Origin of the sequence: Rhodococcus sp. NPDC056506 (assembly GCF_042794945.1) — a bacterium.
GTDB lineage: Bacteria > Actinomycetota > Actinomycetes > Mycobacteriales > Mycobacteriaceae > Rhodococcus_F.
In genome coordinates this window covers 53,421-80,359 of the sequence record NZ_JBHTSW010000024.1, presented here as the reverse complement: position 1 = coordinate 80,359, position 26,939 = coordinate 53,421, and the positions used below count along the sequence as shown (strand labels likewise).

Sequence of the window (26,939 nt, the reverse complement as noted above, 5' to 3'; positions counted from 1 at the left end):
AGACCGGTTCCGGTAGTTCCTCGTCAGTCGTCCTTCGGATCACGCGGCAATTCGACGCGGAACGTCGTCCCTTGCCCGAGGGCCGTCTCGACGCTGACGGTTCCGGCGTGCGCGGCAACCAAGGCCGAAACAATGGACAGGCCGAGACCGGCGCCTCCGGTCTCGCGGGTGCGAGAGGTGTCCGCGCGGTAGAAACGCTCGAAGATCCGCGCGGCATCCTCTTCACTCAGGCCCTGACCGGTATCCGAAACCTCGACCACCGCGGAGTTCTCGGTTGTGCCGACACGAACTGTGACCTGTGCATCCGGCGGCGTGTGTTTGATCGCGTTGCCCACCAGATTGGCGACTACCTGACGCAGTCTGGCCTCGTCGCCGTGCACCTCGGGTAGGCCTGGGCCCCCGGTCATCTGCAGTTCGACAGTTCGATCCGGTGCGATCGCTCGCGCCGCCTGCACCGAATCCGCCACAACTGCAAGCAGATCCACCGGCTTGTTCTCGAGCGGTCGCTGTTCGTCGAGTCTGGCCAGCATGAGTAGGTCCTCGACCAGGAGACCCATCCTCGACGCCTCGCCCTCGATCCGGTTCATCAGCGTTGCCGTATCCGTCATGGCGCCTTGGCGATACAACTCGGCGAACCCACGAATAGTCGTCAAGGGTGTGCGCAACTCGTGGCTCGCGTCGCCGACAAACCTACGCATCTTCTCCTCGGAACGCCGTGCTGATTCCTCCGAAGCCTCGGTCGCGGCAAATGCGTGTTGAATCTGCGCGAGCATTCCGTTGAGCGCCACCGACAATCGGCCGACCTCGGTGCGGTCGTCACGCTCCGGGACCCGTCGATGAAGGTCGCCGGCGGCAATGGCAGCGGCAGTTTCCTCAACCTCGACGAGAGGACGCAGGCTCCGACGAACGACGAAATAGGCTCCGCCGCCGAGGATCAGCAGAACAACCAGACCGATGCCGAGTTGCAGCCCGACCAAGTCGTCGACGGTCTGCTCGTTATCCGTCAGTCGCACACCGATAGTCGTGGTCGTGCCGTCGCGGACCGTCGTGAGAACTCGCCAGTTCACGTCCGAACCATCGCTCGATCCGACGGTGATCGGGCCTTTGGTGGAATCTTTGGACAGGTCGGGTTCGGTGGTCGTCGACTTGTCGTTCAGGACGATCACCCGACCGTCCGTGGTCACTGTCCGGACGAAGAAGGGGCTGGGTGGGCGGGTGCCCGGGCCGACGTCACTGGGCGGCTGTAGATCTCTGGTGTGCGGCTTTGCCCAACCGTCGACCGCCTCGTACAGCGTTTTGTCGGTTCGCTGGGTCAGTGAATTCTCGAGCGCCGAAGTGACCGCCACGCCCGACGCCAACAACCCCAGCGCCGCCAACACCAGCAAGGCCGCAACCAGGGTGAAGCGCAGCGGCAGTGAGTGGAGACGGAAACGACCCCGCTTCGGAAGCTGATCGTTTTCCGCGGCGGCGATCATTGCCGCGGTTCTCGCATCACGTAGCCGACCCCACGCAATGTGTGGATCAGCGGTGTCTCCCCCGTATCCACCTTGCGACGCAGGTAGGACACGTAGGACTCGACAACTCCGACTTCCCCGCCGAAGTCGTAGTTCCAGACATGGTCGAGAATCCGAGGCTTGCTGAGAACCGTCCCGGCGTTGACCATGAAGTATCGGAGCAATGTGAACTCGGTGGGTGAGAGTGCAACCAGTTCGCCCTTCTTCCATACCTCGCGGGTGTCGTCGTCGAGTTCGATGTCGGCGAACTTCACCCGCGGCGACTGCTCCGGCGCGACACCGCGGCCGGCGCGGCGCAGGATGACCCGCAACCTCGTCACGACCTCTTCGAGGCTGAACGGCTTCGTCACGTAGTCGTCCGCGCCGAGGGTCAGGCCGCTGATCTTGTCGTCGAGCGAATCCTTCGCGGTCAGAAACAGGACCGGCGCGTCCACACCGTCGGCGCGGAGGCGTCGGAGCAGACCGAACCCGTCCATGCCGGGCATCATGACGTCGAGAACGATCGCGTCAGGACGGAAGGTCCGTGCGACGTCCAGCCCTTGGGCGCCGCTCGATGCAGTTGCCACCTCGAAGCCCTGGAATCGGAGGCTCACGGAGAGCAACTCCACGATGGTGGGTTCGTCGTCGACGACGAGGATGCGGGCTTCGGGGGTCTTGTCGGTCACGAGAACCATCTTCTCCCCTGCCACTGGATTCTCGCTGTATGTTCCCTGGGAGCTTCCTGTGAACGGCTGGGTGCAGGTGAATGGCCGGGTGCAGGTGAAATGCTGGGGTGCAGGCCCACGAACCGGAAGGATGCGGCATGTCACTACCTCCACTGTGGAACATGGAATGCTTGACCTGGCGTATTCCTCTGTTCACCAACAACTCCGATCCCGGCGAGGATCCCGGCTTCGCGGCGCCGGAGTCTTGGGCACAAGCCCTCGCGGCTGTTGCCCAAGATCTGCGTTGCCTGCGATTCGGACCTGAAGTTGTTGTCGATCGTCTGATCTGGGAATTTTCGATAAACAGCGACTACAACGTCACGATCGGCTGGCAAGGCGCACGTGACATCAGCGGATTCAGCTACTTCAACGCACTGTCGATGGATACTGAATTCGCGGACGCTGCGGTGTGGGTCGCCGATATCGTTCAGACCAAATTGGCCGGATACGACTTCGTTCAGTGGCCGAGCCGAGGGCGCCATCTGCTTCTTCCTCGACTTCGAGACGGGGAACCGGTGTGGATGGATCCGCACGGCGATGTGACGATCAGTCGTATCGGCGAGTTGTGCGAAAATTCGACGAATTATGCAGCAACGTAGCCCAGTTCAAATCGCTCAGCTCTACGGTTCGGTGGCGTCCGCGCTGGTCGGCGGTGTGGTGGCCGCGTACGCAGTGGCCGAGTCTCGGGTTGACGACTTCTCGTTCTCCGACGGCCTCACCTCGGTGGTGATCACGCCGCAGTGGGCGGGAGCAACCGCCGCTGTGGTTGCGGCGGTCGGTGTTGCGCTACTACATCGCTGGGGACGTGGCGGACTCGCGAGTGTCTTCGCTGCAGTTGGCGCCCTCGTCATCGCGCTACCTGCATTCGTCCCTGTCTCCGCCTCGATTTCGGTGACCCTGAACGCAATGGGAGCCGGCATTTTCCTCGCGGCGGCGGCATATCCGACGAAGAGTCACCGCGCAGCACAAATTGCTCTCGCACTCGGGCTGACCGCGGCGACCCTGTACTTCGGCGCCGCAGACTTGTGGCGCGATCGCGTCCCCAGGTGGTCGCTCACACTTCCGGGCGATTCCTACCCCGCGCCGTCCACGGTTCCCGTCTGGATCCTGCTCGCTGCAACCCTTCTCGTGGGTGGAGTCGCCGCAGTCGCACGACCGAATCAGGAGCCGGGCGACATCGACACACGCCTGGTGATTTTGGGAGTTGTTCTGCCCCTGGCATTCACGGCTCTCTATGTGACGTTGGGCTCGACGTCGACATCACCTGGGTCCTGGGTGACTGCAGTGGCGATCGCGGTTGCCGTAACGGTGGCGCTGGCTTGGCGCTTGTCGCCACACGACGGCCGTTTCATACTCGCAGGACTGGCAGTCAGCGCGGTTTCGGTCAGCACGACCCGCTTTTCGTCCGACTGGACTTGGGCGATGCCCGCTGGCGCTGCTGCCCTGGCACTCGGCGTCGTCGTCGGCTGGAAAAGACCGATGCCCCAACTCGGGCTGGGACTCCTTGGCGTGACCGCACTCTCGGGATTGTCGGACAGCCCCCTGACCACGGTTTCGTACGTCGTTGTTCTGCCGCTCGCGTTGGGATTGGCCGTCACGTCTTGCCTGCCTGTTGCCGTCGGGGCAGTCTCGAGCGGGGCGGTGCTGCCCTTCACTCTTGCGCTGTTCTCGGTTTCATCGACCTTCTTGGAGCCGGCCGCGCAAGAATTCGGGTGGTCGAACGGTCCGCTCGTCGAATATGGCCCTGTCTCGGTGAACACGCCGATTCATCTGGCTGTTCTCGCTGCAACGGCGACCATCGTGGTGGCCATGGTGGCCATCCATTTGAAGCGGGTTCGACCGGCGGTGGTGACCTAAATCGCCACCTGATCAGGTCGTAGCGCAGAATTCTGTTGCTATGGTTGGTTGGTCAACGACGACATCCGGACGAGCGCACCGTACCCGGCCAGCGAAAAGACGGTGCCTTGGGAGTTGTTCACCATGGCATGGATCGTGCTCGTCATTTCCGGACTTTTCGAAGCTGTCTGGGCTACCGCACTCGGCAAGTCCGACGGATTCAGCAAAATGTCCCCCACCGTCGTCTTCATCCTCGGCCTGATCGTCAGTATGGCGGGCCTCGCGTATGCAATGCGCACCCTTCCCATCGGGACTGCTTACGCGGTCTGGGTCGGCATCGGCGCCGCCCTGACCGTCGGATATGCGATGGTCACCGGCGCGGAGTCCACATCGATCGTCAAGATTCTGCTGATCCTGGGAATCGTCGGTTGTGTCGTCGGCCTGAAGGTCCTTCACTGACCGGCGATCCAGGTGAGTGTTTGTGTGTTACCGGTTACAGTTAACGCATGAAACTGCTGGAGATGCTCACGCTTCCCCTACGTGCGGGCATTGCAGCCGCAGAGATCAGTTTGGGGATCGCCGAGCTGACGGTGACGACAGTTCGTATCGCCGTCAGTAATACCGGTGCCGTGACGGCGGGCGCTGCCACCTTGGCGAGCCCCCGCGGACCCATGCAGATGATCCAGCAGTTGTCTTCGCTTACTGCAGACGATCGGCCCATCGGGCAGGCCTTGGCCCCCGGTGGGCCGCTCGACCGGCTGCTCTCACCTGGTGGTCCGGTCGACAAACTGACTGCACCCGACGGCACACTCGAACGACTACTCGCTCCCGGCGGACCACTCGAAAGACTTCTGGCTCCGGGCGGACCGTTGGATCGAGTGCTCGCCGAGAACGGCGCTTTGGAGCGGTTGCTCGCCCCGGACGGACTCCTCGACCGAATGATGGCCGAGGACGGCCCACTGGAACGCCTGACAGCACAGGACGGTGCCGTCGAACGCCTGACTGCCAAGGACGGCGTCATCGATCGCGCACTTGCCGAGAACGGCATCCTCGAAACACTCTTGGCGGAAAACGGTGCCTTCGAACGGCTCATCGCCGAAGGCGGCCCGCTTGACCAGATCGTTGCACTGTCCGACACCTTGACTTCGCTTGCTCCCAACCTCGAGCGTATGAGCGCGAGCATCGAGGTACTTCAGGAAACAGTCGGAATCCTCAGTGCTGCAGTCGGTCCACTCGGAGAACTGGCCGGCAAGCTTCCCAATCGATGGCTCAAGAGCCGAAGCGATCGCCCAGGGCCGGACCTTCCGATCGAATCGGCATAACAAACGGTTACTCGCCGATTACGCGGTCAGTTGTTGATCACGATATTGAGATTGATGATGATTCCGCCGAAAGTCAGGATCGTGTTGGCCAAGCCGACCGTCATTCCACTGTTCAGAGCCGCGATCAGTCCGTTCATCGTCGTATCCCCTTCACTGTCTACGGGTTACGCGTACAAGATTGTGCGCTGGCGCTGACAATAGGCCAAGTTCGCGACCTGCGCGCCATTGCGGAGAAAACTTGTACTTCGGTCGCAGTTTTCACGTTAACTGTTGCAGGACAACATAATTCCAAAGTTGGCGCATTACCCGCTAATGGCCGAATCAAACATCACGATTGGGCATACGTGGCGCGCCCCATATAACCGTCCGGCCCATCAGACACTTGTCCACCGAAACAGAGTGCACAACAGTTAGTCCGGTGCAACAATGAGACGAATCGGACATGCCTGCGACGCGATGGGGAAGGGTGGTTGAGACAATGACGGCGCCGCGCATTGCCAGAGAACACCGCGCCCCTGCCGGGGGCCGAAATTCCGCTGCGCAAGACAGCTTGGACGCTGCCTCGGACGCCTTGCAATCGCTCTACGCACACCTCGATCCACATGCCCAGGCAGAGCAATTCCTCGAACAGGTCTGCAAGCATGCCGTCGACCTCATCGCCGACGCCGACATGGCCGGCATTGCCATCGGGGGTTCGGATTCGACGTTTCGAACCGTAGCCGCCACCCACCAACTTGTTCGTACCGTCGACTCGATCCAATTCCGACTGAATTACGGACCGAGCGTGACGTCATCACGCACCGGCACGGTTGTACGCGCACATGCCAGCGAAGCCCACAGCCGGTGGCCTCAATTCGCAAGCGCGGCAAAGGCAGTCGGCGCCGTCAGCTTCTTGTCGATGCCGCTACCCGGTAGAGATCGCCCGCTCGGAACTCTCAATCTCTACAGCCACGACCTCCGAGGTTTCACCGGAGCCGACGCGGCATTGCTCCAACTCTTCGCCGTCACCTCGGCCTACGCACTGCACAGCTCGCAGCGCCTCGACATGGCCAGAAAGCACGCGATGGACCTCGAGCGTGCACTCGAATCGCGAGGCGTCATCGAACAGGCCAAGGGCATCATCATGGGCACCCACCGCGTCGACGCCGACCAAGCCTTCCGCATCCTCATCCAGGACTCGCAGCGAAGCAACGTCAAACTGCGAGTGATTGCCCAGCAGTACATCGACGGCGCGATCGACCCGCGCCAGGCTTCGAACAAGCCTGAGACCAACTGAACCTGGCAGGCAGCCGAGAGACCTGGCAAACGCAGCGTCTCGGCAAACACAGCGTCTCGGCAAACGCAGCACCTGAGCAAACACAGCACCTGAGCAAACACAGAGGCACCCACCACATTCTCGGTGAGTGCCTCTGAGTTTTCGGAGCCTCCTGTCGGGATTGAACCGACGACCTTTCGCTTACAAGGCGAGTGCTCTACCACTGAGCTAAGGAGGCGAAGACCGACGCGTTGCCGCGACTGACTTTGCGGAGCCATCATATCCAAGCCGTCACGGTGGCCGCGCCCGGGTCACGTTAGATAGCGTGGGCCCCATGCGCAACTCCCACTCCGCCCCCTGATGGCGAAATTCACCGAAGTACTCACACGCCTGACGGGAAACCGGCAAGCCACCGTCGACACGGTCACGTCGGCTCCCGCGCCGCTTCAACCGATCGACCTGACAGACGACGCCGTCGTCGCAGAGGTCCTGGACCTCGCGGTTCGGGTAGGCGAAGTCCTCCTCGCATCCGGAACCGCAGCCATGGACACCGCTGAGCAGGTGCAGTTCATCGCCGCCACGTACGGCCTGGCCCAGTGTGACGTCGACGTCACGTACAACTCGATTGTGCTCTCTGCCTATCGCGGCCCCACGCGACCGCCGGCGAGCACGATGCGCATCGTCCACTACCGGTCGATGGACTTCACACGACTGGCGGCTGTCGACCGTCTGACGCGTCGCATCCGCCGTGAGGCGATCACCCCGGACCAAGCGCACGATGCTCTCACAGCCATCACGACGGCGCCGCACCCGTACAACCGTTGGACCGCGACAATGGCCTGGGCGGCGATGGCGGCTTCGGTCTCCGTCCTGCTCGGGGGTGGGTTCCTCGTTGCCACAGTCGCGTTCTTGACGACGATGGTCATCGACCGCGTCAACCGTGTGCTGAACCGGTTCGGCCTGCCGTTCTTCTTCCAGCAGGTTGTCGGCGGTCTCATCGCGGCTGCGCCCGCTGCCACGCTCTATACATTTCAGGACCAGCTGGGGATCAGTATCCGGCCGTCGTTGGTCATCGCGGCCGGAGTTGTCGTCCTACTGTCCGGGCTGTCGTTGGTGGGCTCGGTCCAGGACGCGATCATGGGTGCACCCATTACAGCTGTCGCGCGGTTCTTCGAAGTGGTGATGATGACGGGCGGCATCATCGCGGGTGTCGCAATCTCACTGCGGATGACCGGAATGTTGGGTTCGACGCTTCCACCGATCAACGTCGAAGTATCGACCATCACCCAGTTGCCGATCCTCATGCTTTCCGGCGCCTGTGCGTCGGTCTTCTATGCACTCGCCTGCTACGCCGAGCGTCGTGCACTCACCGCGGCGTTCCTGGGCGGTGCGGCAGGCAGTGGTGTGTCGATCTTCGTGCAGACACTCGACGTCGGCCCCGTGATCGCGGCCGCGATCGCAGCGACCGTCGTCGGCCTTGCCGGTGGTCTGATGGCTCGCCGCGCCCTGACGCCTCCGCTGGTTGTCGCGGTCGCAGGCATCACTCCCCTGCTCCCCGGTCTTTCGCTGTACCGAGGCCTGTACGCGCTGCTCAACGACCAGGTACTGATCGGGTTGACCGCCTTGCTGTCGGCCTTCGGTATCGGCTGCGCCCTCGCCGCGGGCGTGACGCTCGGCGAATGGGGAGCGCGGACGCTGCGTCGTCCACGAATCCTGATGCGCGTGGACTCGCTACGTCGACCGATGGTCCGCAAGCGAAGGCGTCGAGTTCCCGTCACCGAGAAGTAGGCGTCGTTCAAGCAGAAAGAGCTGGGCACCTGACGGTGCCCAGCTCTTTTCTGTTCACTCGGGGGTTCCGAGCGGTGAGAGAATCAGCTCTCGACTGCGTGCTTTCCGCCGGCAGCCTGATCGGCTTCCATGGCTTCACGCAGGCTCTTCGGACGCATGTCGGTCCAGTTCGCCTCGACGTATTCGAGGCACGCCTTGCGGCTGTCTTCACCGAACACCACGCGCCAGCCGGCGGGGACCTCGGAAAACGTGGGCCACAGCGAGTGCTGGTCCTCGTCGTTCACCAGCACGTAGAAGCGGCCGTCTTCGTCATCGAAAGGGTTAGTGCTCATCTCGCCTCACTCGTTACGTACGTGTCTTGTGCGCCCAGACTAGCAAGCGCACCAGTTCGGTTCTGGTGGCTCAGTACCGACGCCAGAATCTCCCCCGCCCGCACTGCCACGTTCGACAGCAGCGACGACGTCAATCCGTGAGTCTGTTCTGTCCCACCCTGCAGATAGATACCGCCTGTCACGTCCTCCGTTACAGCCAGTCGATAATCCCGACTGACGTTACGCGGAACGGACGAATCCGGCACGAGTTCACCCAACAAATTGTCCAGCGGTGCCGGGGTGAAACCCGTGGCCAGAATGAGTGCGTCGCACGAGAGCGTGTCGGTCAAGCCGTCGAGATTGCTACGAACAGCCAGTTCGATGCCGGATTCGGTCTCCATGGCACTCGTGATCTCCGAGGCCCGACGCATGAACAGCCGCCGCGGCCCGCGAACCATCTCCTGGTACTCGGTGGCATAGAGCTTGTTGATCAGTTCGATGTCGACGACCGAGTAATTGGTACTGCGGTGCAAATCGAGAAGTCGACGTCGTTCCGCGGCGTCGGCGCCGTGCAGTTGGTCGACGGCTTCGGGATCGAAGATGCGATTTGCGTAGGGGCTGTCGTCTGCCGGGCTGTAGCCGTAGCGGGCAAAAACACTGTGGACTTCGGCGTTCGGGTAGTTCGCATGCAGGTAGTCGACGATCTCCGCGGCACTCTGACCGGCGCCGAGAACGACGAACCTGTTGTGCACGGGCTCTGGCATTGCTTCGAGGTGGAAGAGGAACTGGTGATTGTGGAAGCACCGGGACGACGGCGTTGCCCACTCCGGGATCCGCTCTTTCAGTCCGGCGCCGACGACGATGTTGCGCGCGATCACCGTTTCACCGTCGGCCGTGCGAACCGCAAAGCGATCCACCGCGCCGTCGGAATTCCTGATGCCCTCGACCCCGTCGACGGTCGTACCGAACTGCACGTCCGCGTCGACTCGTCGAGCTGCCCAGCACAGGTAGTCGTTGAACTCGTGGCGAGTGGGAAAGAAGGTCTGGTGGTTGACGAAGTCGACCAGACGCCCCTGCTCGAACAGATACGAGAAGAAGCTGTATCCACTCTGTGGGTTGCGGAACGTCACCAGGTCCTTCGGAAACGCGATCTGCATCGTGGCACCGTCGAGCAGCATCCCGGGATGCCACGCGAACTGAGACTGCTTTTCGAAGAACCGCGCGTTCACCCGATCAACGGCTGCACAATTTGCATTGTGTTCTTCGACAGCGATGGCCAACGCAAGGTTGGCCGGACCGAACCCGACGCCGACGATGTCGACCACTGCGGGTTCGGCGCTGGAGTCTCTCGGTGATTCACTCATTACAGGTAGTCCATCCCCGACGGGACGACCTGGTACGGCCGCCAATCGATGTCCCGAAGTAAGTAGCAAAGGCTACCCTTAATGAGGTGAGGGTATCAACACTGCGAGCCCCCGTATAGCGGTCCACCCCGCGGAGGGATGCGACGTATGTCATAGTTTCGCCCCCTCGCTCGCGTCATCGCCTTCGACGAGCGCCGCAGCCTCGATCACGTCGACCAGCTGACCTGCCCATTCACGGACCTCGCCCGCATCGACGAGGTCGGCACGGAACCCGAGAGTTGCAAAAACAGGCCCTTCGCCGACCGGCTCGTAAAAACTCAACGTCACATCGGCATCGGGCACTCCCACCGGAATCGGTACGAGAGAACCGAAGTCGCCGAGCCCGTCCAAATCGGCCTGTTGGTGATGGATCACCATCACCTGAGGTCTCATGGACGCCGGATTACCCAGTGCCTGCTCGACATACACATATGAGACGTCCTGATTGCTCAGCGCTTCCAGATTGTTTTCCCGGATGCGAGCCAGCAATTCTGCAAACGTCGGACTACCGGACGTATCCGTGCGCAGGAGAACAACATTGAAGAATGATCCGATCATCGGTTCGAGACGGGGATCCGACCTGCCCGCAACCAGTGAACCGATAGGAAGATCGGTACCCGCGCCGGCCTTCGTGAGAACGCTGGCCAGTGCGGCCTGCAGGACCATGAACATACTCGTGCCGGTGCGCGCAGCCAGAGCGTCGATTCTGGCGTGCAGATCCGCGTCGATGTCGACAGCGACCACGTCACCTCGAGGCTCCGAGTCACCTTCCGGCAACGGAAGATTCACACTGGTCGGTATTCCGTCGAGCGCATCCTGCCAGTACGCAAGTTGCTTCGACGCGCGACTGGTGCCATCAGAGGGGTCACCCAACAGCTCGTCGGACCACACGGTGTAGTCGGCGTACGTCAACGCCAACTCGTCCCAGATCGGTTGATCTCCCTGCGACCTGGCCGCATAGGCCGAGACCAGATCTCCCAGCAAGGGCACAACGGACCACTCGTCGACGGCAATGTAGTGCATGACGAGAAGCAGTGTCCGAGAGCCGTCTTCACCGAGCACCAGATGAACCCGCAATGGCGATTGCTCACGCAGATCCATCGGAAGTTGAGCCAGTTCGAACACCACTCGACCCACATCGCCGGCGCCGACATCGACCACATCGACAGTCGGCCGCACCGATTCTCTTGCCACGACGATGCCGTCGACCTCGACGAAGGTTGTCCGCAGTGGTTCGTGCCGCGACGTCACATCGTCCAAGGCGTGCCCGAGAATCTCCGGATCGATCTTCGATTTCAGGGTCAGCGCCAGAGCGTGGCTTGCTTGCGGGTGCTCGCCGGCCGAGCGGAACAACTCCCACTGACGACGTTGCGGCGCAGACAGACCCATCGTCTCCGGACGTTTCACCGCCGGCGCCAGGATCGGACGCCCACCTTCCGAACGCGCAACGACGGCGGCCAACTCCGCAACACTCGGCGCGTCGAATACGTCGCGAATACTGACGTCCACGCCGAACGCTTCGCGAATGCGACCGACCAGTTTCATCGATGCCATCGAATGCCCACCGAGTTCGAAGAAACTGTCGTGGACTCCGACGCTCGGGAGTTGCAGTATCTCCGCGAAGGCAGCCGCGACCGTGGACTCCACCGCCGTGCGAGGAGCAACATCACCCGCCAGCTCCGACCAGTCCGGGGCAGGCAGCGCCTTACGGTCGAGCTTTCCGTTGGGCGTCAGCGGCAGCGGACCGTCAAGGGCGACAACCAAGGTCGGAACCATGTAGTCGGGCAACGACACTGCCGCGAGGTTCCGCACTGCCGTCGTGTCGACGACAACACCGGGTTCCGGTGACACGTACCCGACCAGGCGCGTGATTTCGCCCTGTCGATCCGCGACGACCGTCGCCTGCTTCACCGACGGATGGGCACTGAGTGCTCCTATGATTTCACCCAATTCGATTCGGAAACCACGGATCTTGACCTGATCGTCCACGCGGCCGAGGAAGTCGATGTTCCCGTCCGAGCGCCACCGCGCGCGGTCCCCGGTGCGGTACATGCGATCGCCCGCGCCGAAGGGATCTGCGATGAATCTCTGTGCCGTCAGATCGAATCGGCCCAAGTACCCTCTGGCCAGGCCGCGGCCTGCGATGTACAGCTCGCCGGATACCCCCGGCGGAACCGGACGCAGTTGATCGTCGAGCACGTACGCCTGTTCGTTGGGATCGGGGATTCCGATGGGCACAGCGCCGTTCCAACCGGGCTCCGCCTGCCACAGTGTGTTGTTCACCGTGGCTTCGGTGAGTCCGTACGCGGCAAGCAAATTCAGCCGTTCCGCCCATCGCCCGATCAGCTCCGGCGGCACCGTTTCGGTTCCGACCAACACCGTGCAACCTTGCGGTACTTCGCATCCTGCCGGCAGGGCGGCCAGCAACGAGGGAGGGATGATTGCGTGGGTCACGCAATTGCTCGTCATGAAATCCGTGAGCGCCGGACCTGCAACGCGGGCGTTCTGAGGCACGATCACCAGGGCGCTGCTCGTGCACAGAGCCATGGCCAACTCGAATACCGCAACGTCGAAGCCGACCGAAGCGAACTGCATCACCACCGAACCCGGTATCAGTCGCATCCGAACCTCGGCTGTGGCAACAAGGCTCGGGATACCGTCATGGGACAGGACAGCTCCCTTCGGCTTGCCGGTCGATCCCGAGGTGTAGATGACGTACGCCGCGTGGCTGACGCCGACTGGTGGCCTGGGGGTCTCGACGATCACTGCCTCGTCCAGTTCCCTCCGGATCAACGGATCGTCCAAGAGGATTCGCTCGACACCGACCACATCGTCGATTCGAGAACTCTCCTCGGAGGTGGACAGCAGTATCGAGGCGCGGGAATCGGTGAGCATGTACGTGATGCGTTCGCTCGGGTGACTCAAGTCCAGGGGAAGATACGCTGCCCCCAGCTTGAGCACGGCGAGGACCGACGCGACCATCTCCACCGAGCGCGGGACGGCAAGTCCCACCACGTCTTCGACCGACACTCCGTGCCGATACAGCAGACCGGCTATCCGGTCACACTGCTCGGAAAGCTCGCGGTAGGTGACTTGTCCTGTCTCGTCGCGCACCGCGATCGCCTCGGGTGTAGCAGCGACCCCACGCGCAAAAGCGTCGTAGAACGTCTCTTCCGGTACGTCGACGGCGGTGTCGTTGAACGAGGTGACAACCTGCTCGAGTTCGCCTGGCAAGAAGATGTCGATGTCACCGATCTCGATGTCGGCCGATTCCACGACTGCTGCGATCACCGATTCCAATCGGTTCGAAATTCGCTGTGCGGTCTCGCGATCGAAGAGGTCACTGCCGTATTCGAGCCGGACGTCGATGCAGCCTTCGTCGCCGAGATACTCGGTGAAGTTGAACACCAGATCGAACTTGGCCGTGTACTCCTCGAGTTCGAACGGATCCCCGCCCATCTCCTCGCGACTGTGATAGCCGACCATGACCTGGAACAGCGGGTTGCGTGCCAAAGTACGCGGCGGATTGAGACGCTCCACCACAGTTTCGAACGGAACGTCGGCGTTGGCGAAGGCCTCGAGATCTCCCTCGCGAACGCGATCCACCAGCTGCCGGAACGTCGGGTTACCCGACGTATCCGTGCGAAGCACAATGGTATTGACGAAGAAGCCGACGAGTTCGTCGAGCCCCTGTTCACTGCGCCCGGCCACGGGAGCCCCGAGCGGAAGGTCTTCACCCGCACCGAGCGCGGTCAGCAACGCCGCCGACGCCGCGTGCAGGACCATGAACATCGAACTCTGGCTCTCGCGCGCCAGATCTCGCAGTGCAGCAGTGGTGTCTACGCCTAACCGTGTCACCACTGCGCCACCGGAGAAACTCGGTCTTGCCGGTCGGCTCCGGTCGGCGGGGAGCAGCAGTTCTTCCGGGGCTCCGTCCAAACTTTTCGCCCAGAAGTCCAACTGCGTACTCAGGACGCTCGACGGATCGTCGGCGCCGCCCAGCAATTCCCGTTGCCACAGGGTGTAATCCGCGTACTGAACGGGAAGCGGTTCGAAAGCTGGTTCTTCGCCCTGAATTCGAGAGGAGTAGGCAGACATCAGATCCCGAAGGAACGGGCGATCGGACCATTCGTCGGTGGTGATGTGATGCAGGACGATCACGACGACTACGGCATCGTCTACCCGGATCAGGCGTGCGCGGATCGGAATCTCGTTCGACAGGTCGAACGGACGACCCACTACCACTGCAACTTCGCCGGCGATGTCGGATTCCGCTGAAGGAACTGTCTCGAGATGAACTGTCTCGACCGGAACCGTCGCCGATTGGAGAATGATCTGTTCCGGTGTTCCGTCCACCAACCGGAACACCGTACGCAACGACTCGTGTCGTTCCACGACGTCATCCAGCGCCGCCGCGAAGACATCCGCGTCCAGAGTGCCGTCCAGGCGGAGCACGATCGGGAAGTTGTAGGCCGCGGAGTTCTCCTCCATCTGTCCGATCAGCCACAATCGCTGTTGAGCGGCAGAAAGAGGAAGGTGATCCGGTCGAGGCTTCGCCACCAGCACCGGTCGCGTCGATCCCTGCTCGGCCACAATACGTTCCGCGAGTTCCGCGACAGTCGGCGCTTCGAAGAGATCACGCATGGTCAGACTGTTGGGAATGGCGATCCGCGTCCGACTGATCAGTTTGGTGGCCAGAAGCGAGTGGCCACCGAGGTCGAAGAAGTTGTCGTCGACACCGATACCCTCCACGTCCAGCACGTCCGAGAAGAGTTCGCACAGGACCTCTTCCGTGTGGTTCCGGGGCGCGGTCGCTGTCCCACTCCGCTCCCCCAGCACCGAATCGGCCGTGGGCAGCGCCTTGACGTCGAGCTTTCCGTTGACGGTCATCGGTAGTGTCTCCACTTCGATCACCACCGCCGGAACCATGTAGTCGGGTAGGAGAACTCGTGCTCGCGCACGGTAATCGTGCGCGACGCCCAGGCGCACCGGTGTCACGTAACCGACGAGCCTCTTGACTCCACCTGCCCCGACGTCGACCACCACCGCTGCTTGACGCACGTGTTCGTCGGATTCGAGAACGGAGACGATTTCGCTCGGCTCGATCCGATGACCTCGGATCTTCACCTGGTCGTCGGTGCGGCCGAGGAAGTCCAGGTTGCCGTCACCGCGTCGCCGCACCAGATCGCCCGTGCGGTACATGCGTTCTCCGGTCCCGGCAGGATCGGCGACGAAGCGCTCGCACGTCAGCGCGAAGCGTCCGAGGTAGCCGCGAGCCAAACCGGCTCCGGCAATGTACAGTTCGCCGGCAACTCCGTCGGGAACCGGACGCAGCCAGCCGTCGAGAATGTGCGCAGTCGTGTTCCAGATCGGCTTGCCGACGGTCGGGGTGTCACTGTCGGACGTTCCGCCGCCGAGGGTGTTGATCGTGTATTCCGTCGGTCCGTAGAGGTTGTAACCCACGGTTCCTTCGGTCTCGCGCAGCTTGTTCCACACCGAATCCGGAACGGCTTCACCCCCGAGCAGGACAAGCGGCGGGCGGTGTTGTCCCACACCGTCGTCGAGAAGTCCGCTCTCGATCAGGTGCGTCGCGTAGGTCGGCGTCACGTTGACGACGTCGATGTCCTGTGCGTCGCAGTACGCAACCAACGCCTCGGCGTCGCGGCGCAGATCCTCGTCGCAGATGTGCACCTCGTGGCCTTCCACGAGCCACAGAAGTTCCTCCCACGACATGTCGAACGCGAAGGACACGGTGTGCGCGATCCGCAGGCGTCGGCCCGCCGCGGCGATCACCGGTTCGAAGATCGCCTCGCGGTGGTTGAACTGCATGTTCGTCAGGCCGCGGTAACCGGTGACCACGCCCTTGGGCTTGCCGGTCGAACCGGAGGTGTAGATGACGTACGCGGGGTGGTCGAGTCGATGCGGTGTCCCCGGGGCGAATACTCCGAGTTCCGACGCGGAGAGCGCCCGCGCCGAGATCGTCAGTCTCCTTGCCGCTGTGTCCGGCTCGTCGATCACGATAGTGCGGATATCCGCTCCTTCGAACTTCGATGCGGCGGCAACGGTCGTCAGCAACACGACAGGATGCGCGTCGTCGATCATCACGGCCAACCGCTCGGCGGGGTGGTCGAGTTCGAGGGGCAGGTAGGCGGCACCGGTCCGCAATACGGCGAAGAGGGCGACGACCATGTCCACCGACCGTGGTAGACCGAGAGCCACGATCTTTTCCGGGCCGGCACCGCAGTTGATCAGCAACCGCGCCATCCGGTTGATCTCGCCGTCGAGATCGGCGTAGGTCATCCGGCGCTTCCCGAACACGAGTGCAGTGTCGTTCGGTTGCGCCGACGCCGCCTCTTCGAACAGGTCGGCAATGGTGCGCTCCGGCAACTCTCGGCTCTGCGTCTGTTGCGCCACTGCGGGAACCGGTGTCGCAACGACCGAACCTGTCATGTCCTGCGACCAACTCTGCAACAGTTCGACGAAGTGACCCAGTAGGTCCTCGGCTCGACGCGCGGTCACCAGATGCGGATGGAACTCGAACTTGACGTTGACGGTGGTGCCCGGTGTGACCACGACGGTCAGCGGATAGTGCGTGTGATCGATGCTGTCGCTGCCACTGACGTCGTGGGCGGCATTGAGAGCGTCTACTTGCTTCTCGTCCACGAAGTTCTGCAGGACTATCAGCACGTCGAACAACTGACGGTGCTCGGTGACACGTTGGATCGATGCCAAGCCGAGGTAGTCGTACGGCATCAGCGAGAGACGATCCGCCTGCGTGCGACGAAGAAGTTCCTCGACGCTCTCGTTCGGATCCAGTTGCAGCCGAACGGGAACGGTGTTGAGGAACATGCCCACCACAGTGTCGATTCCCGGCACCTCGGGTGGCCTTCCGGCAACCGTGGAGCCGAAGACGACGTCCTGCCGACCGGTGGCCGACGCCAGCACCAGGGCCAGCGCTGCATTCAGTACCGTGTTGAACGTGACGCCGGACGCAGCAGCGCGCTCACGCAACGCGCGCGAAAGCGCTTCCGACAGAACCGCATCGCGGCGATCCGGAAGCTGAACTTCGACGCCGGGCGTCGGCTCGGCAACAAGCGTCGGCTCCTCGAGGCCTGCGAGCGCTCCGCGCCACCCCTCGTCGGCGGCTGCACCGTCACGGCCTGCCAACCAGGCGAGGTACGTCTCGAACGACCCCTCGGGTTCGCCGAATGCGCTGTCGTCACCGCCGGTATCGTAAAGCGCCAGAAGCTGACTGACGACAAGGCCGTTGGACCAGCCGTCCCACAGCAGGAACTGCCTGTTGATCACCAGGCGATCGTGTCCGCCAGGCAGATGCAGCACGCTCATACGCCACAGCGGCGGCGCGGTCAGGTCGAATGGAGTCACTCTGTCTTGGGCAGCAATGCCGTCGGCGCGCTCACGCGCAGTCGAGTCGTCCAGTTCACGGAGATCGTGGACGGCAACCGGAACGTCGAGTCCCGCGCTGAAGAACTGCACCGGCTCGTTCAGGCCTTCGCTCACGAATCCCGCACGCAGGGTGGGATTTCGTCGTTGAAGTGTCCGGGCGGCCGCAGCCAACCTGTCTACGTCGAGCGTGTGTCCGAAGTCCATCGAGAACTGTGCCGTGTAGATGTCCCCGCCAGCGCTGTCACCGCTGTCTGAGTATCCGGCCTGGAAGTACAGGCCTTCCTGCAAGGGTGAGAGTGGGAGGATGCTGCTGACACCTGTCGGGCTCGCGTCGGCTATCGCGTCGATCTCGGCCTGACTCAGGTCCAGCAACCCCACATCGGACGGAGTCAGGATGGGAGGCCCGTCGTGCTCCACAGCCGCGACCGACAGATCACCGAGCGCCGAAACCCAGCCGTCTGACAGTGCCCGCGCGTCCTCCTCGGACAAATCTTCACTCGCCCAAGCGAAGTCGGCGCGAAGCTCCGAATCCACACTGACGACATTGACGATCAGCCGGTACGGCCCTCCCATGTCCGCGTCGGGATCGGTGGACATGGCTTCGGATTCGGCGGCCAGGGACCATGCGGTCGATCCAGCAGCCGCCGAACGTCCGAGGTAGTTGAACAGGATCTGAGATTCGGATCGCCCCGCCAATGTCGGTGCCGTGCGGGCGTTCACGTACCGCAACATTCCGTAGCCGATACCGCCGTCCGGTGCACTGCGCAGGCTCTCCTTCACCTCGCGCAGTGTGGCTACCGGGTCGGTCCCGGCGTGCAGTCGCGTGGGCGCGATGGTGGTGAACCAGCCGACTGTTCGCGATAGATCGGTTCCCGGTACCAATTCCTCGCGGCCGTGCCTTTCGAGGTCGACCAGAAGTTCACGCTCGCTACGACCGGTGGAACGACGCCAGTGATCGACGGACATCGTCAGTGCTGCCAGCAGAACGTCCGTTCCCTCCGCACCCACCAGTGCCGCAACCGATCCAAGTGCCGCCTCGGAGATTGCTCCGTCCACCGTGACCGTGCGCCTCGAGCCTCCGGATACAACGGCATAGCCCTCGACACCGGGAATCAGATGCGCGCCCGGAGCGGTCACCGTCAGCCAGTGATCGAGTTCGGCAAATCGATGAGCCGAGTGAGCGTGTTCGGCCACCGTGCGGGAGAAAGTGCGCAGCGAAGTTCCGACACCATCGAGTGCAGCGGGCTCTCCGGCCTCGACCGCCACCCAGGCCATCGCCAAGTCCTCGAGCAGGGTTCCCCAGGACACGCCGTCCACGACCAGGTGATGCGCAACTATGGCGAGCCGCCCGAGATTCTCGGCACCACAATCGAACCAGACCACCGAGATCATCCGCCCAGCAGACGGATCCAATCGACTGGTCGCTGTTTCGGAGTGCTCAGTGACGAGTGTTCGCAGCTCGGCGTCGCCCAGTCCCCGCGCGTCGACTCGTTCGACGATGTCCGCTGCCCGGACGCTGCCGGGTTCCTGCACCCGCGCCGACCACATTCCGCGGTCGTGTCGGATCAAGGTTTGACGAAGTCCGTCGTGGTGATCGAGTACGGCCTGCAACGCGCCGGTGATCGATTCGAGAGATGTTGCCGGAGAATGGATCAGAACTGACTGATTGAAGCGATCGATATTGCCCGTCCATTCGGACAAGCGGTGGACCACCGGCAGCGGAACCAGATCACCCACGCCGATGTCGGTCGTGACAGTAGCGGCCGAGGTGACAACATCACCCACTGCTGCGGCGATCGCAGCGGGAGTACGCAATTCGAAGATCTGACGCGGGGTTAGTACTACCGAATCCCGACGAGCCAGGTTGACCAGTCGGATCGCCAGAATACTGTCGCCGCCGAGAGTGAAGAAGTCGTCGCGCACCCCGACTCTGGGCAGTCCGAGAACCGTCGCGAAATGCCCGGCGAGGAGGTCTGCAACACCCGAAGAGACACCTCCCACCGTTTCGCCCACCTGTGCCGCGAAATCCGGGGCAGGCAAGGCCTTCCGGTCGAGCTTGCCGCTCGGACTCAGCGGCAGTGACTCCAGCCGCACGAAGGCGCTGGGCACCATGAACTCCGGAAGCACCGACAACAACTGCCCTCGCACCGCAGCTTCGTCAACGTCTCCGACCAGGTAGGCAACCACCTGTGCGCGGTTACTCGGACCGTCGGAGCGGACGATCACGGCACTTGCCGCGACTCCGGGGCACAGCGCCAACTGAGCTTCGATTTCACCGAGTTCGATGCGGAATCCACGAACCTTCACCTGCTCGTCGACGCGGCCGAGGTACTCGAGAACTTCGTCGGCATTCCAACGCACGATGTCACCGGTCCGGTACATCCGCGAGCCGGCATGTCCGTACGGGTTCGCCACAAATCTCTCGGAGGTCAATCCCCCACGTCCGTGGTAGCCACGCGCCAGTTGTGGCCCTGCCAGATACAGCTCACCGGTGGCACCGGCCGGAACGTTCTGAAGATACGGATCGAGAACGAACAGTCCTGTGTTGGCGGCGGGTGCGCCGATCGGGACGCTGACGGCGTCGGCCGGAGTGTCCTGCACCGACGGCTGCCAACTGACGTCGACGGCAGCTTCGGTGGGGCCGTACAGGTTGTCCACCAGAGCATTCGGCAGGATGTCCGCGACCTTGCGTGCAACGTGAACGGGCAGTGCCTCACCGCTGCAGTTGACGATTTCGAGGGACGTGCACAGTGCCGCTTTCGGCTCCGCGAGAAACACTTCGAGCATCGACGGAACAAAGTGCGCTCGGGTCACGGACTGTTCGACGATGACGTCGGCCAGATAGCCCGGGTCCTTGTGCCCGTCCGGCTCGGCCATCACCAGGGTTGCCCCCACCAGGAACGGCCAGAAGAATTCGGGGACGGAGACGTCGAAGCTCGACGGGGTCTTCTGCAGCATCCGGTCAGAGCTGTTCATCGGACGTATCTGCTGTGCCCAGAGCAATCGGTTGACCACACCCTCGTGGGTGACCACAACACCTTTGGGGCGACCGGTCGAACCTGAGGTGTAGATCATGTACGCGGCATCCGCGGGCGATCCCGGAGCACTCAGCGGATCGGCGGGGAACTGCGCGGACTCCGATACCGTCACCCGCGGAACCGAACCCGAATCGAGTGAAGAATCCTCCGACACCACGACGCACACCGGATCGGCGTCACCCAGCATGTACGTCAGCCGCTCCGCCGGATAGCCGGTGTCGAGGGGAACGTATGCTCCCCCGGCCTTTCCGATGCCGAGTATCGCGACCATCAGCTCGATCGAGCGCGGCAAGGCAACGGCCACCAACGATTCGCGTCGGACGCCCCGTTCGCGCAGCAGGTGCGCAAAACGATCAGCGCGAGAGTGAAGTTCGGCGTAGGTCAACACCTCGTCGCCGAAGATCACAGCGGTGGCTTCGGGCGCGCGCTCAGCTTGATCCCGCAGCAGCTCGGTCAGCGTTGCACGCGGCTGGTCCAAGCCCGTGCCGACGCTCCCCGGCTGAGCGGGTGCCAGCGCGATCCGGCCGATCACCTGTTCCAGATCGCGGGAAAGCTCTGTGAGCACCACTGCGAGAGCTTCGGCCAGCGCCTGCGCGGCGTTGCCGTCCACCTGAGCGGCGTCGTACTTCAGCTCCAACGCCAACCGATCGCCTGGAACGACGATCAGCGTCAGTGGGTAGGCCGGCCGCTCGTCGAATCGAATTCCCGTCAGTCGCACCGAATCCGTGGGATCAGCGATTGCCGTGTCACCGAGGGGATAGTTCTCGAACACGACCAGCGATTCGAAGTTCTGCTCCAGTCCGCCGGTCCGTCGCAGTTCGGGCAGCCCCACGTACTGATGGTCGAGGAGTTCCGATTGTTCTTCCTGCCAGCGAGAAAGTGCTTGCGAGGCAGGCTCCGCCGGATCGAAGCGCAGGCGGGCCGGCACAGTGTTGATGAACAAGCCCACCATGGTCTCGATACCGGGTAGGTCGCCGCCGCGCCCCGATACGGTCGAGCCGAACAGCACGTCTGTTCGGCCGGCCATTCGGCCGAGCACCAATCCCCAGGCGCCATGCACCAGTGTGCTCAGCGTCAGTCCGTGTGAGCGTCCGTTGGTCGTCAGTGCGCGAGTGTCACTGCCGGTCAGTTCGACCCGAGTTGCGCGGATTCCGCTGCTGCCGGCACTCGGGGCGGGCAGTTCGACGGCGGGACCGGGAGAGTTCAGTGCCTTCTTCCACACTGCTGCCGAAGCCTCGTGATCGTGACCGGCCAGCCATTCGAGATAGCTGCGGTACCGCGCCGGCGCCGGGAACACGATGCGGGAATCGCCGACGCTGTACGACGCCATCAGTTCCCGCAGCATCACCGGGACCGACCATCCATCTGCAACCGCGTGGTGAATCGACTGCAGCAGAAGATATTTCTCCGAAGCTGCACGGACAAGCGTGTAACGGACGAGTGGCGGTTGCGCGAGGTCGAACCCACGCGCACGGTCGGCGGAGAGCAGTTCATCGACATCGGCGCCGGCCACCTCGACTACCGCCATCTCCACGACAGCGCTCGGGTGCACCACCTGCACCACCCTGCCGTCACCCAGGACCGAGAATCCGGTGCGCAGCGCCTCATGCCGATCGACGACGGATTGAAGCGCACGGTGCAGCGCCGCACTGTCCACGGCGCCGGTCAGCTCCACAACCTGTTGCACGACATACTGATCCGCCCCCGGATCGGCAAACGCCGAATGGAAGTAGATCCCTTCCTGCAGCGGAGTGAGTGGGAGAATCTCTTCAGCCTTCGGCAACTCGTCCACATCTGCCTGAGCGAGCGCCACCAGAGGGTAGTCCGAGGGTGTGGCTCCGCCGAAGGCTGCGAGTCCGGACACGGCCTTGAGCGAGTCCAGCCACAGCCGCGCAAACCTGTCGATGTCGCTACGCAGGAAGATGTTCGACGCCCAGGTCAGAGTGGCTCGCAGGCGTGGTCCACCGGCGGCGTCCTCGGCTACGACGTCGACAGACAACGCGTGTCCCAACGGCATGGACGGATCGGCAGCGCCGTCCATCGACACCGGGAACCAGTCCCCTTTCGCCGCGGCCGTGCGTCCCAGATAGTTGAGCACCACCTCGGGCGCTGCAAAACTACGCAACTGATCCGAGCCGCCGAGGTATCGCAATGCTCCGTACCCGAAGCCGGCGTTCGGAACCCGTCGAAGTTGCTCCTTGACGCTCTTGAGAACCCCCGCCAGATCGTCGGTCGCGTCGAGATCCGGAGCGGCTGTGCCGATCTCGAGCGCAACCGGGAACACCGTGGTGAACCAACCGACAGTTCGTGTCAGGTCAACGTGCGCAGCGCCGTCGCCGCGAACGATGTCTTCGTCGCGTCCGTGCCCCTCCAGGTCGATCGTCACCGATCCGGCCCCGCTCCAACGGGTCAGCGCCACGGCAAGTGCGGTGACCAGCACTTCGCTCACATCGGCCCCGAACGCCCTTGGGACACTGCCCAACAGCTGATCTGCAAATTCTGGAGGTAAGGTGATCGACCGCGCCGAAGCGGTGCGCGCGATGTCGATCGCCGGGTCGAGTGCCCGACGCCCGAGACGCGACTGTTGTGCGGCCGTCACCGAGTCCCAGAATTCGATCTCGGTGTCCAGTCGCCCTGCTCCAACCGCTTCTGTAACGAGTTCGGCGTATCTCCTCACCGACGTGCCGACCGGAGCAAGTTCGGGTTCGTCGCCATTCATCGCTGCGATGCCGGCGCGCGCGAGGTCCTCGAGAATGATGCGCCAGGAGACTCCGTCGACCACTGCGTGGTGGACGACCAGCAACAGTCGTCCGGGACCGGTCACGGTGCGGAACAGAACAGCACTGACCATCGTGCCGGCGGCCGGACTCAGACGACCGACGGCTCGCTCGGTCTCGGCGAGGATCAACGGTCCGCATTCTTCGAGAGGTGCCGGCAGTACACAGGTCTCGAAGACCACAGCCGCTTCGTTTGCCTCCGGAACAAGCAGCGTTCCTTCGGAAGTCAACGTCGCACGAAGTGCATCGTGGCGCGCCACCAGGGCGTCGAGCGCCGCCTGGACATGCTCGGACGTCAAGGCTGACGGGGTCTGAATCAGCGCACGCTGGTGGAAGGTTCGTACTGCGTCCGACACTCCGAGAACCCTGGCGGCAATCGGCGTCGTGGCTACGTGGCCGATCGGTTGGTCCGCGTGGTCGACGATCTCAGCCGTTCGGCCGGACTGGGCACGCGCCATGGCCTCTGCAGTGCGCAGTTGGAACACCTCGCGTGGACTGATCGACAAACCGGCCGCACGAGCTGCGGTCACGAGTGAGATCGCGACGATGCTGTCGCCGCCCAGTGCAAAGAAGTCGTCGGTCACGCCGACCGAATCGAGTCCGACTGCCGACGCGATCAACGTGCAGAATTGTTGTTCTACTTCGTTTCTCGCGGCGACATGCGCACTCAGTTCGGCGAGATCAGGCTCGGGAAGTGCGCGGCGGTCGAGTTTGCCGTTGGCCGTGAGCGGAAACTCGTCGAGGACGGTGACGGTGGTCGGGACCATGTAGTCGGGGAGCTTGCTCGCCGCCCACTCGCGAATGTCCCGTGAGTCGATCGCGAGGCTCGTCCCCGATGCTGCACTCACGTAAGCGGCGAGATACTTTGCGCCTGTGGGTGCTTGACGCACCAGAACTGCCACGTGACGCACTTGGGGGTGCGAGATCACGGCGGCTTCGACATCCTCGAGTTCCAGACGCATGCCACGGATCTTCACCTGGTTGTCCGTGCGTCCGAGGAAGTCGAGGGTGCCGTCCGCGGTCCATCGGGCCAAGTCACCGGTGCGATACATCCGGGATCCGGCCAGATCACCGGAAACAAAGGGATCCGCGACAAAACGAGACGCGGTCAATGCCGACGCACCCACGTATCCGCGGCCCAGCAGGAAGCCCGCCGCGTAGAGTTCGCCGCCGGTGCCGACCGGAACCGGTTGCAGGTCGCCGTCCAATACGTACAGGCGAGTGTTGGGGTTCGGGCGCCCGATGGATGTGGCGATTCGTTCCGCGTCCTCGCGGTAGATCACATGGGAGACACCGATGGTCGCTTCCGCCGGCCCGTAGCCGTGATACAGCGTCGTGGACAGTTGGGCGCGGAACCGATCGAAGAGTTCAGGCGTGAGAACCTCACCGCCGCACCACACGTGCTTCAACGAATCGAGCTGATCAGTCCCGTTCGCCAGGTCCAGAAGGATGTCGAGCATCGACGAAACGAGGTAGACGAAGGTGACCGATTCTCCGGCGATCAGGTCGAGCAGGTATTGCGGGTCGCGCTCCCCCTCGGGCTTCGCGATCACCAATCGACCGCCGGATACAAGCGGGAGCAGGATCTCGTTGATCGAGATGTCGAACGAGAGTGGAGCTTTGAACAGAGAGGCATCGCCGGACCCGAACCCGAGAATCCGCTCCCGCTGCCACAGCAACCTTGCACAGATTGCCTCGTGGCGGATCATGGCGCCCTTCGGACGACCGGTCGAACCGGACGTGAAGATGACATACGCCAGTTGGGCACCGTGAATACGGACGTCGGGTGTCATGACCTCGGACAGGCGCGAAGGCCCGTCCTCGTACGCCCACGCGGAGAGATCGACCGGAACGGAGTCGTCAGCGCCGTCAGAGGTGAGCACCAGTGTGGCACCGGCATCGGCGAGCACTGATTCGCGGCGCTCTGCGGGCCACGACGGATCCAGCGGCACGAAAGCGCCACCGGCGCACATGGCGGCCAACAACCCCACCACCATCTCGGCGGATCTCGGAAGCCCGATTGCCACAACGGTTTCGGATGCAGCACCGCGAGAGATCAAATGTGCGGCGAGCTGCGATACCCGAGATTCGAGTTCGCCGTACGTCAGCCGGACGTCGCCGTCGACCACGGCGACAGCGCCCCGATCGGCGGAGAAGCTGCTACGCAACAAATCCGGCACCGTCGTGACGGGCTGCGGCTCTGCAGTGTCGTTCCACCCGTGGAGCACGAGTTCTCGCTCGGCCGGCGCCATGGGGTCGAGTGCCGAGATCGGAAGCTGCGGCTCGGCTACGAACCGATCGAGGAACTGTTCGATTCTGGCGGTGTGATCAGCCAGTTCGCGGTCGAATCCGAACGGTGCGCGGACGTCGATTTCGATCGGTTCCCCGTCCTGTCCGCCGCGCACACTCAGATCCAGGTCGCCGACCCGCCCGGTTACCGAATTACGCACGTTCACCGGGCAACCGCCGAAGGTGAGAGTGTGCTCGAACATCATCGAGTTTATGCCGGGGCCGAAGACCTGACGGTCGGGATCGATCGCCCGAATGTCGCGAGCGAGATCCTCGCCCCGGTACCGCCCGTGTTTGAGAATCGAGATCAGGGCGGTGTCGAGACGAGTTGCCAACTGGCCGATGGTTTCCGAGCGCTCGACTCGGATACTCAGCGGCAGAATCGTCGACGCCATCGAGGGAGTGCGACGCATGTCGCGGCCAACCCGAGCGGCCATCGGAACCGAGACGACAACGTCGTGCTGTCCGGTGGTGCGTGCAATGTACGCGATCAGCGCGGCCATGGGCAGGCGAGTTCGTCGAATCCCGGCGTCGGCCGCATAGCGATAGAGCTTCGCTGCGCGATCGGCATCGAGCGTGAGCATCGCCGAGATCGGCGGCAGCGAATCATCCACCTGCCCATGCAGAATCCGCGTCGCTTCCGGTCCTGTTTCAACTCGCTCCACCCAGTACTGACGGTCGAGCAGGAACCGTGGAGAGTTTCGGTATTCCAGATCGGCTGCAACCACCGCATCGAGCGCCCACAGCGGGGCAGAAGTCTCGAGATTCGGATCGTCGTATCGTTCGGCGACGTCGGCGACGATGAGCGAGATTCCATACCCGTCGACCACGCTGTGGTGATAGCGCTGGTGCCAGATGACTCGGTCGTCGGCGGTCAGCAGAAGTACCTGGCGGAAAAGCAGATCGTCCGGACCGAAGACCCGAGCCATGTCGGTGTCCATCCACAATTGCGCAGCCGAATCGGGATCCGGCTCGCCTCGAAGGTCGAGTACTTCCACGTCCCAGTGCGCCTCCGGAATCGGCACCTGAATCAGCCGCTTGTCGGTATCCACCCGGAAGTGCACGAACAGCGCTTCGACGCGGCCGACGGTGGCCTTGATCGCCGCTGCCGCGCGCTCGACGTCGATCGTCCCGTCGACCTCGACGACCAGTCCGATGTTGTAGACCGGACTGCTCGGATCGACGTTCTGAGCAACCCACACCTCACGCTGAGCGGCCGTCGCCGGGAGCGCTGCGTCCAGATGGCCACCGCCCGATACAGCCGGGTGAGCTACCTGAGAGTGGTCAGACATCGA

At 63.1% G+C, this 26,939-nt stretch carries 11 protein-coding genes, 1 tRNA gene and 1 riboswitch; of the genes, 6 read left to right on the top strand and 6 right to left on the bottom strand.

Annotated elements, in window-relative coordinates:
• Positions 1-23 precede the first annotated feature (23 nt).
• Together ACFQ6H_RS19290 and ACFQ6H_RS19285 are read right to left on the bottom strand one after the other, a co-directional pair.
• Complete coding sequence (locus ACFQ6H_RS19290) at positions 24-1,475, bottom strand: sensor histidine kinase (protein ID WP_378547729.1); 1,452 nt, start codon at positions 1,473-1,475, stop codon at positions 24-26.
• Positions 1,472-2,188, bottom strand: a complete 717-nt coding sequence (locus ACFQ6H_RS19285) for a response regulator transcription factor (protein WP_007734368.1) — start codon at positions 2,186-2,188, stop codon at positions 1,472-1,474. The genes ACFQ6H_RS19290 and ACFQ6H_RS19285 overlap by 4 nt, the downstream gene beginning before the upstream one ends.
• A gap of 128 nt (positions 2,189-2,316) precedes the next feature.
• Here ACFQ6H_RS19285 and ACFQ6H_RS19280 point away from each other — a divergent pair, with 128 nt between their 5' ends.
• The 5 genes from ACFQ6H_RS19280 (at position 2,317) to ACFQ6H_RS19260 (ending at position 6,652) form a co-directional block, all read left to right on the top strand.
• Entirely contained in the window at positions 2,317-2,817 is a 501-nt protein-coding gene (locus tag ACFQ6H_RS19280; RefSeq protein ID WP_378547732.1) for a hypothetical protein, read from the top strand.
• Complete coding sequence (locus ACFQ6H_RS19275; protein WP_378647942.1) at positions 2,804-4,075, top strand: hypothetical protein; 1,272 nt, start codon at positions 2,804-2,806, stop codon at positions 4,073-4,075. Before ACFQ6H_RS19280 ends, ACFQ6H_RS19275 begins: the two co-directional genes overlap by 14 nt.
• A 46-nt stretch (positions 4,076-4,121) precedes the next feature.
• A riboswitch (guanidine-III (ykkC-III) riboswitch) is annotated at positions 4,122-4,184 on the top strand.
• A gap of 14 nt (positions 4,185-4,198) precedes the next feature.
• Positions 4,199-4,513 carry a multidrug efflux SMR transporter gene (locus ACFQ6H_RS19270; protein WP_230815099.1) on the top strand — a complete coding sequence of 105 codons (315 nt, stop codon included), beginning with the start codon at positions 4,199-4,201 and terminating at the stop codon, positions 4,511-4,513.
• Between the two features lie 47 nt (positions 4,514-4,560).
• Complete coding sequence (locus ACFQ6H_RS19265; RefSeq protein ID WP_230814902.1) at positions 4,561-5,376, top strand: ABC transporter; 816 nt, start codon at positions 4,561-4,563, stop codon at positions 5,374-5,376.
• Between the two features lie 478 nt (positions 5,377-5,854).
• Entirely contained in the window at positions 5,855-6,652 is a 798-nt protein-coding gene (locus tag ACFQ6H_RS19260) for an ANTAR domain-containing protein (RefSeq protein WP_378647940.1), read from the top strand.
• Positions 6,653-6,797: 145 nt separating this feature from the next.
• Here the strand turns inward: ACFQ6H_RS19260 and ACFQ6H_RS19255 are convergent.
• A tRNA-Thr gene (locus tag ACFQ6H_RS19255) sits at positions 6,798-6,869 on the bottom strand.
• Positions 6,870-6,991: 122 nt separating this feature from the next.
• On the opposite strand from ACFQ6H_RS19255, the gene ACFQ6H_RS19250 reads away from it, so the two are divergent.
• Complete coding sequence (locus ACFQ6H_RS19250; RefSeq protein WP_007734361.1) at positions 6,992-8,419, top strand: threonine/serine exporter ThrE family protein; 1,428 nt, start codon at positions 6,992-6,994, stop codon at positions 8,417-8,419.
• 83 nt (positions 8,420-8,502) lie between these two features.
• Here ACFQ6H_RS19250 and ACFQ6H_RS19245 read toward each other — a convergent pair whose 3' ends face one another.
• From ACFQ6H_RS19245 to ACFQ6H_RS19235, 3 genes are all read right to left on the bottom strand, one after another.
• The gene (locus tag ACFQ6H_RS19245; protein WP_003945538.1) at positions 8,503-8,751 is read right to left on the bottom strand and encodes an MbtH family protein; all 249 of its coding nucleotides are present in this window, start codon (positions 8,749-8,751) and stop codon (positions 8,503-8,505) included.
• Complete coding sequence (locus tag ACFQ6H_RS19240) at positions 8,748-10,094, bottom strand: lysine N(6)-hydroxylase/L-ornithine N(5)-oxygenase family protein (protein ID WP_378647938.1); 1,347 nt, start codon at positions 10,092-10,094, stop codon at positions 8,748-8,750. Before ACFQ6H_RS19240 ends, ACFQ6H_RS19245 begins: the two co-directional genes overlap by 4 nt.
• A gap of 150 nt (positions 10,095-10,244) precedes the next feature.
• Positions 10,245-26,936: an amino acid adenylation domain-containing protein gene (locus ACFQ6H_RS19235; RefSeq protein WP_378647936.1), complete on the bottom strand. Its 16,692-nt coding sequence runs from the start codon at positions 26,934-26,936 to the stop codon at positions 10,245-10,247.
• Positions 26,937-26,939 lie beyond the last annotated feature (3 nt).

Excerpts from the sequence above, each read along its gene's own strand:
- ACFQ6H_RS19290 (WP_378547729.1), bottom strand. The coding sequence starts at position 1,475 with ATGATCGCCGCCGCGGAAAACGATCAGCTTCCGAAGCGGGGTCGTTTC.
- ACFQ6H_RS19285 (WP_007734368.1), bottom strand. The coding sequence starts at position 2,188 with ATGGTTCTCGTGACCGACAAGACCCCCGAAGCCCGCATCCTCGTCGTC.
- ACFQ6H_RS19280 (WP_378547732.1), top strand. The coding sequence starts at position 2,317 with ATGTCACTACCTCCACTGTGGAACATGGAATGCTTGACCTGGCGTATT.
- ACFQ6H_RS19275 (WP_378647942.1), top strand. The coding sequence starts at position 2,804 with ATGCAGCAACGTAGCCCAGTTCAAATCGCTCAGCTCTACGGTTCGGTG.
- ACFQ6H_RS19270 (WP_230815099.1), top strand. The coding sequence starts at position 4,199 with ATGGCATGGATCGTGCTCGTCATTTCCGGACTTTTCGAAGCTGTCTGG.
- ACFQ6H_RS19265 (WP_230814902.1), top strand. The coding sequence starts at position 4,561 with ATGAAACTGCTGGAGATGCTCACGCTTCCCCTACGTGCGGGCATTGCA.
- ACFQ6H_RS19260 (WP_378647940.1), top strand. The coding sequence starts at position 5,855 with ATGACGGCGCCGCGCATTGCCAGAGAACACCGCGCCCCTGCCGGGGGC.
- ACFQ6H_RS19250 (WP_007734361.1), top strand. The coding sequence starts at position 6,992 with ATGGCGAAATTCACCGAAGTACTCACACGCCTGACGGGAAACCGGCAA.
- ACFQ6H_RS19245 (WP_003945538.1), bottom strand. The coding sequence starts at position 8,751 with ATGAGCACTAACCCTTTCGATGACGAAGACGGCCGCTTCTACGTGCTG.
- ACFQ6H_RS19240 (WP_378647938.1), bottom strand. The coding sequence starts at position 10,094 with ATGAGTGAATCACCGAGAGACTCCAGCGCCGAACCCGCAGTGGTCGAC.
- ACFQ6H_RS19235 (WP_378647936.1), bottom strand. The coding sequence starts at position 26,936 with ATGTCTGACCACTCTCAGGTAGCTCACCCGGCTGTATCGGGCGGTGGC.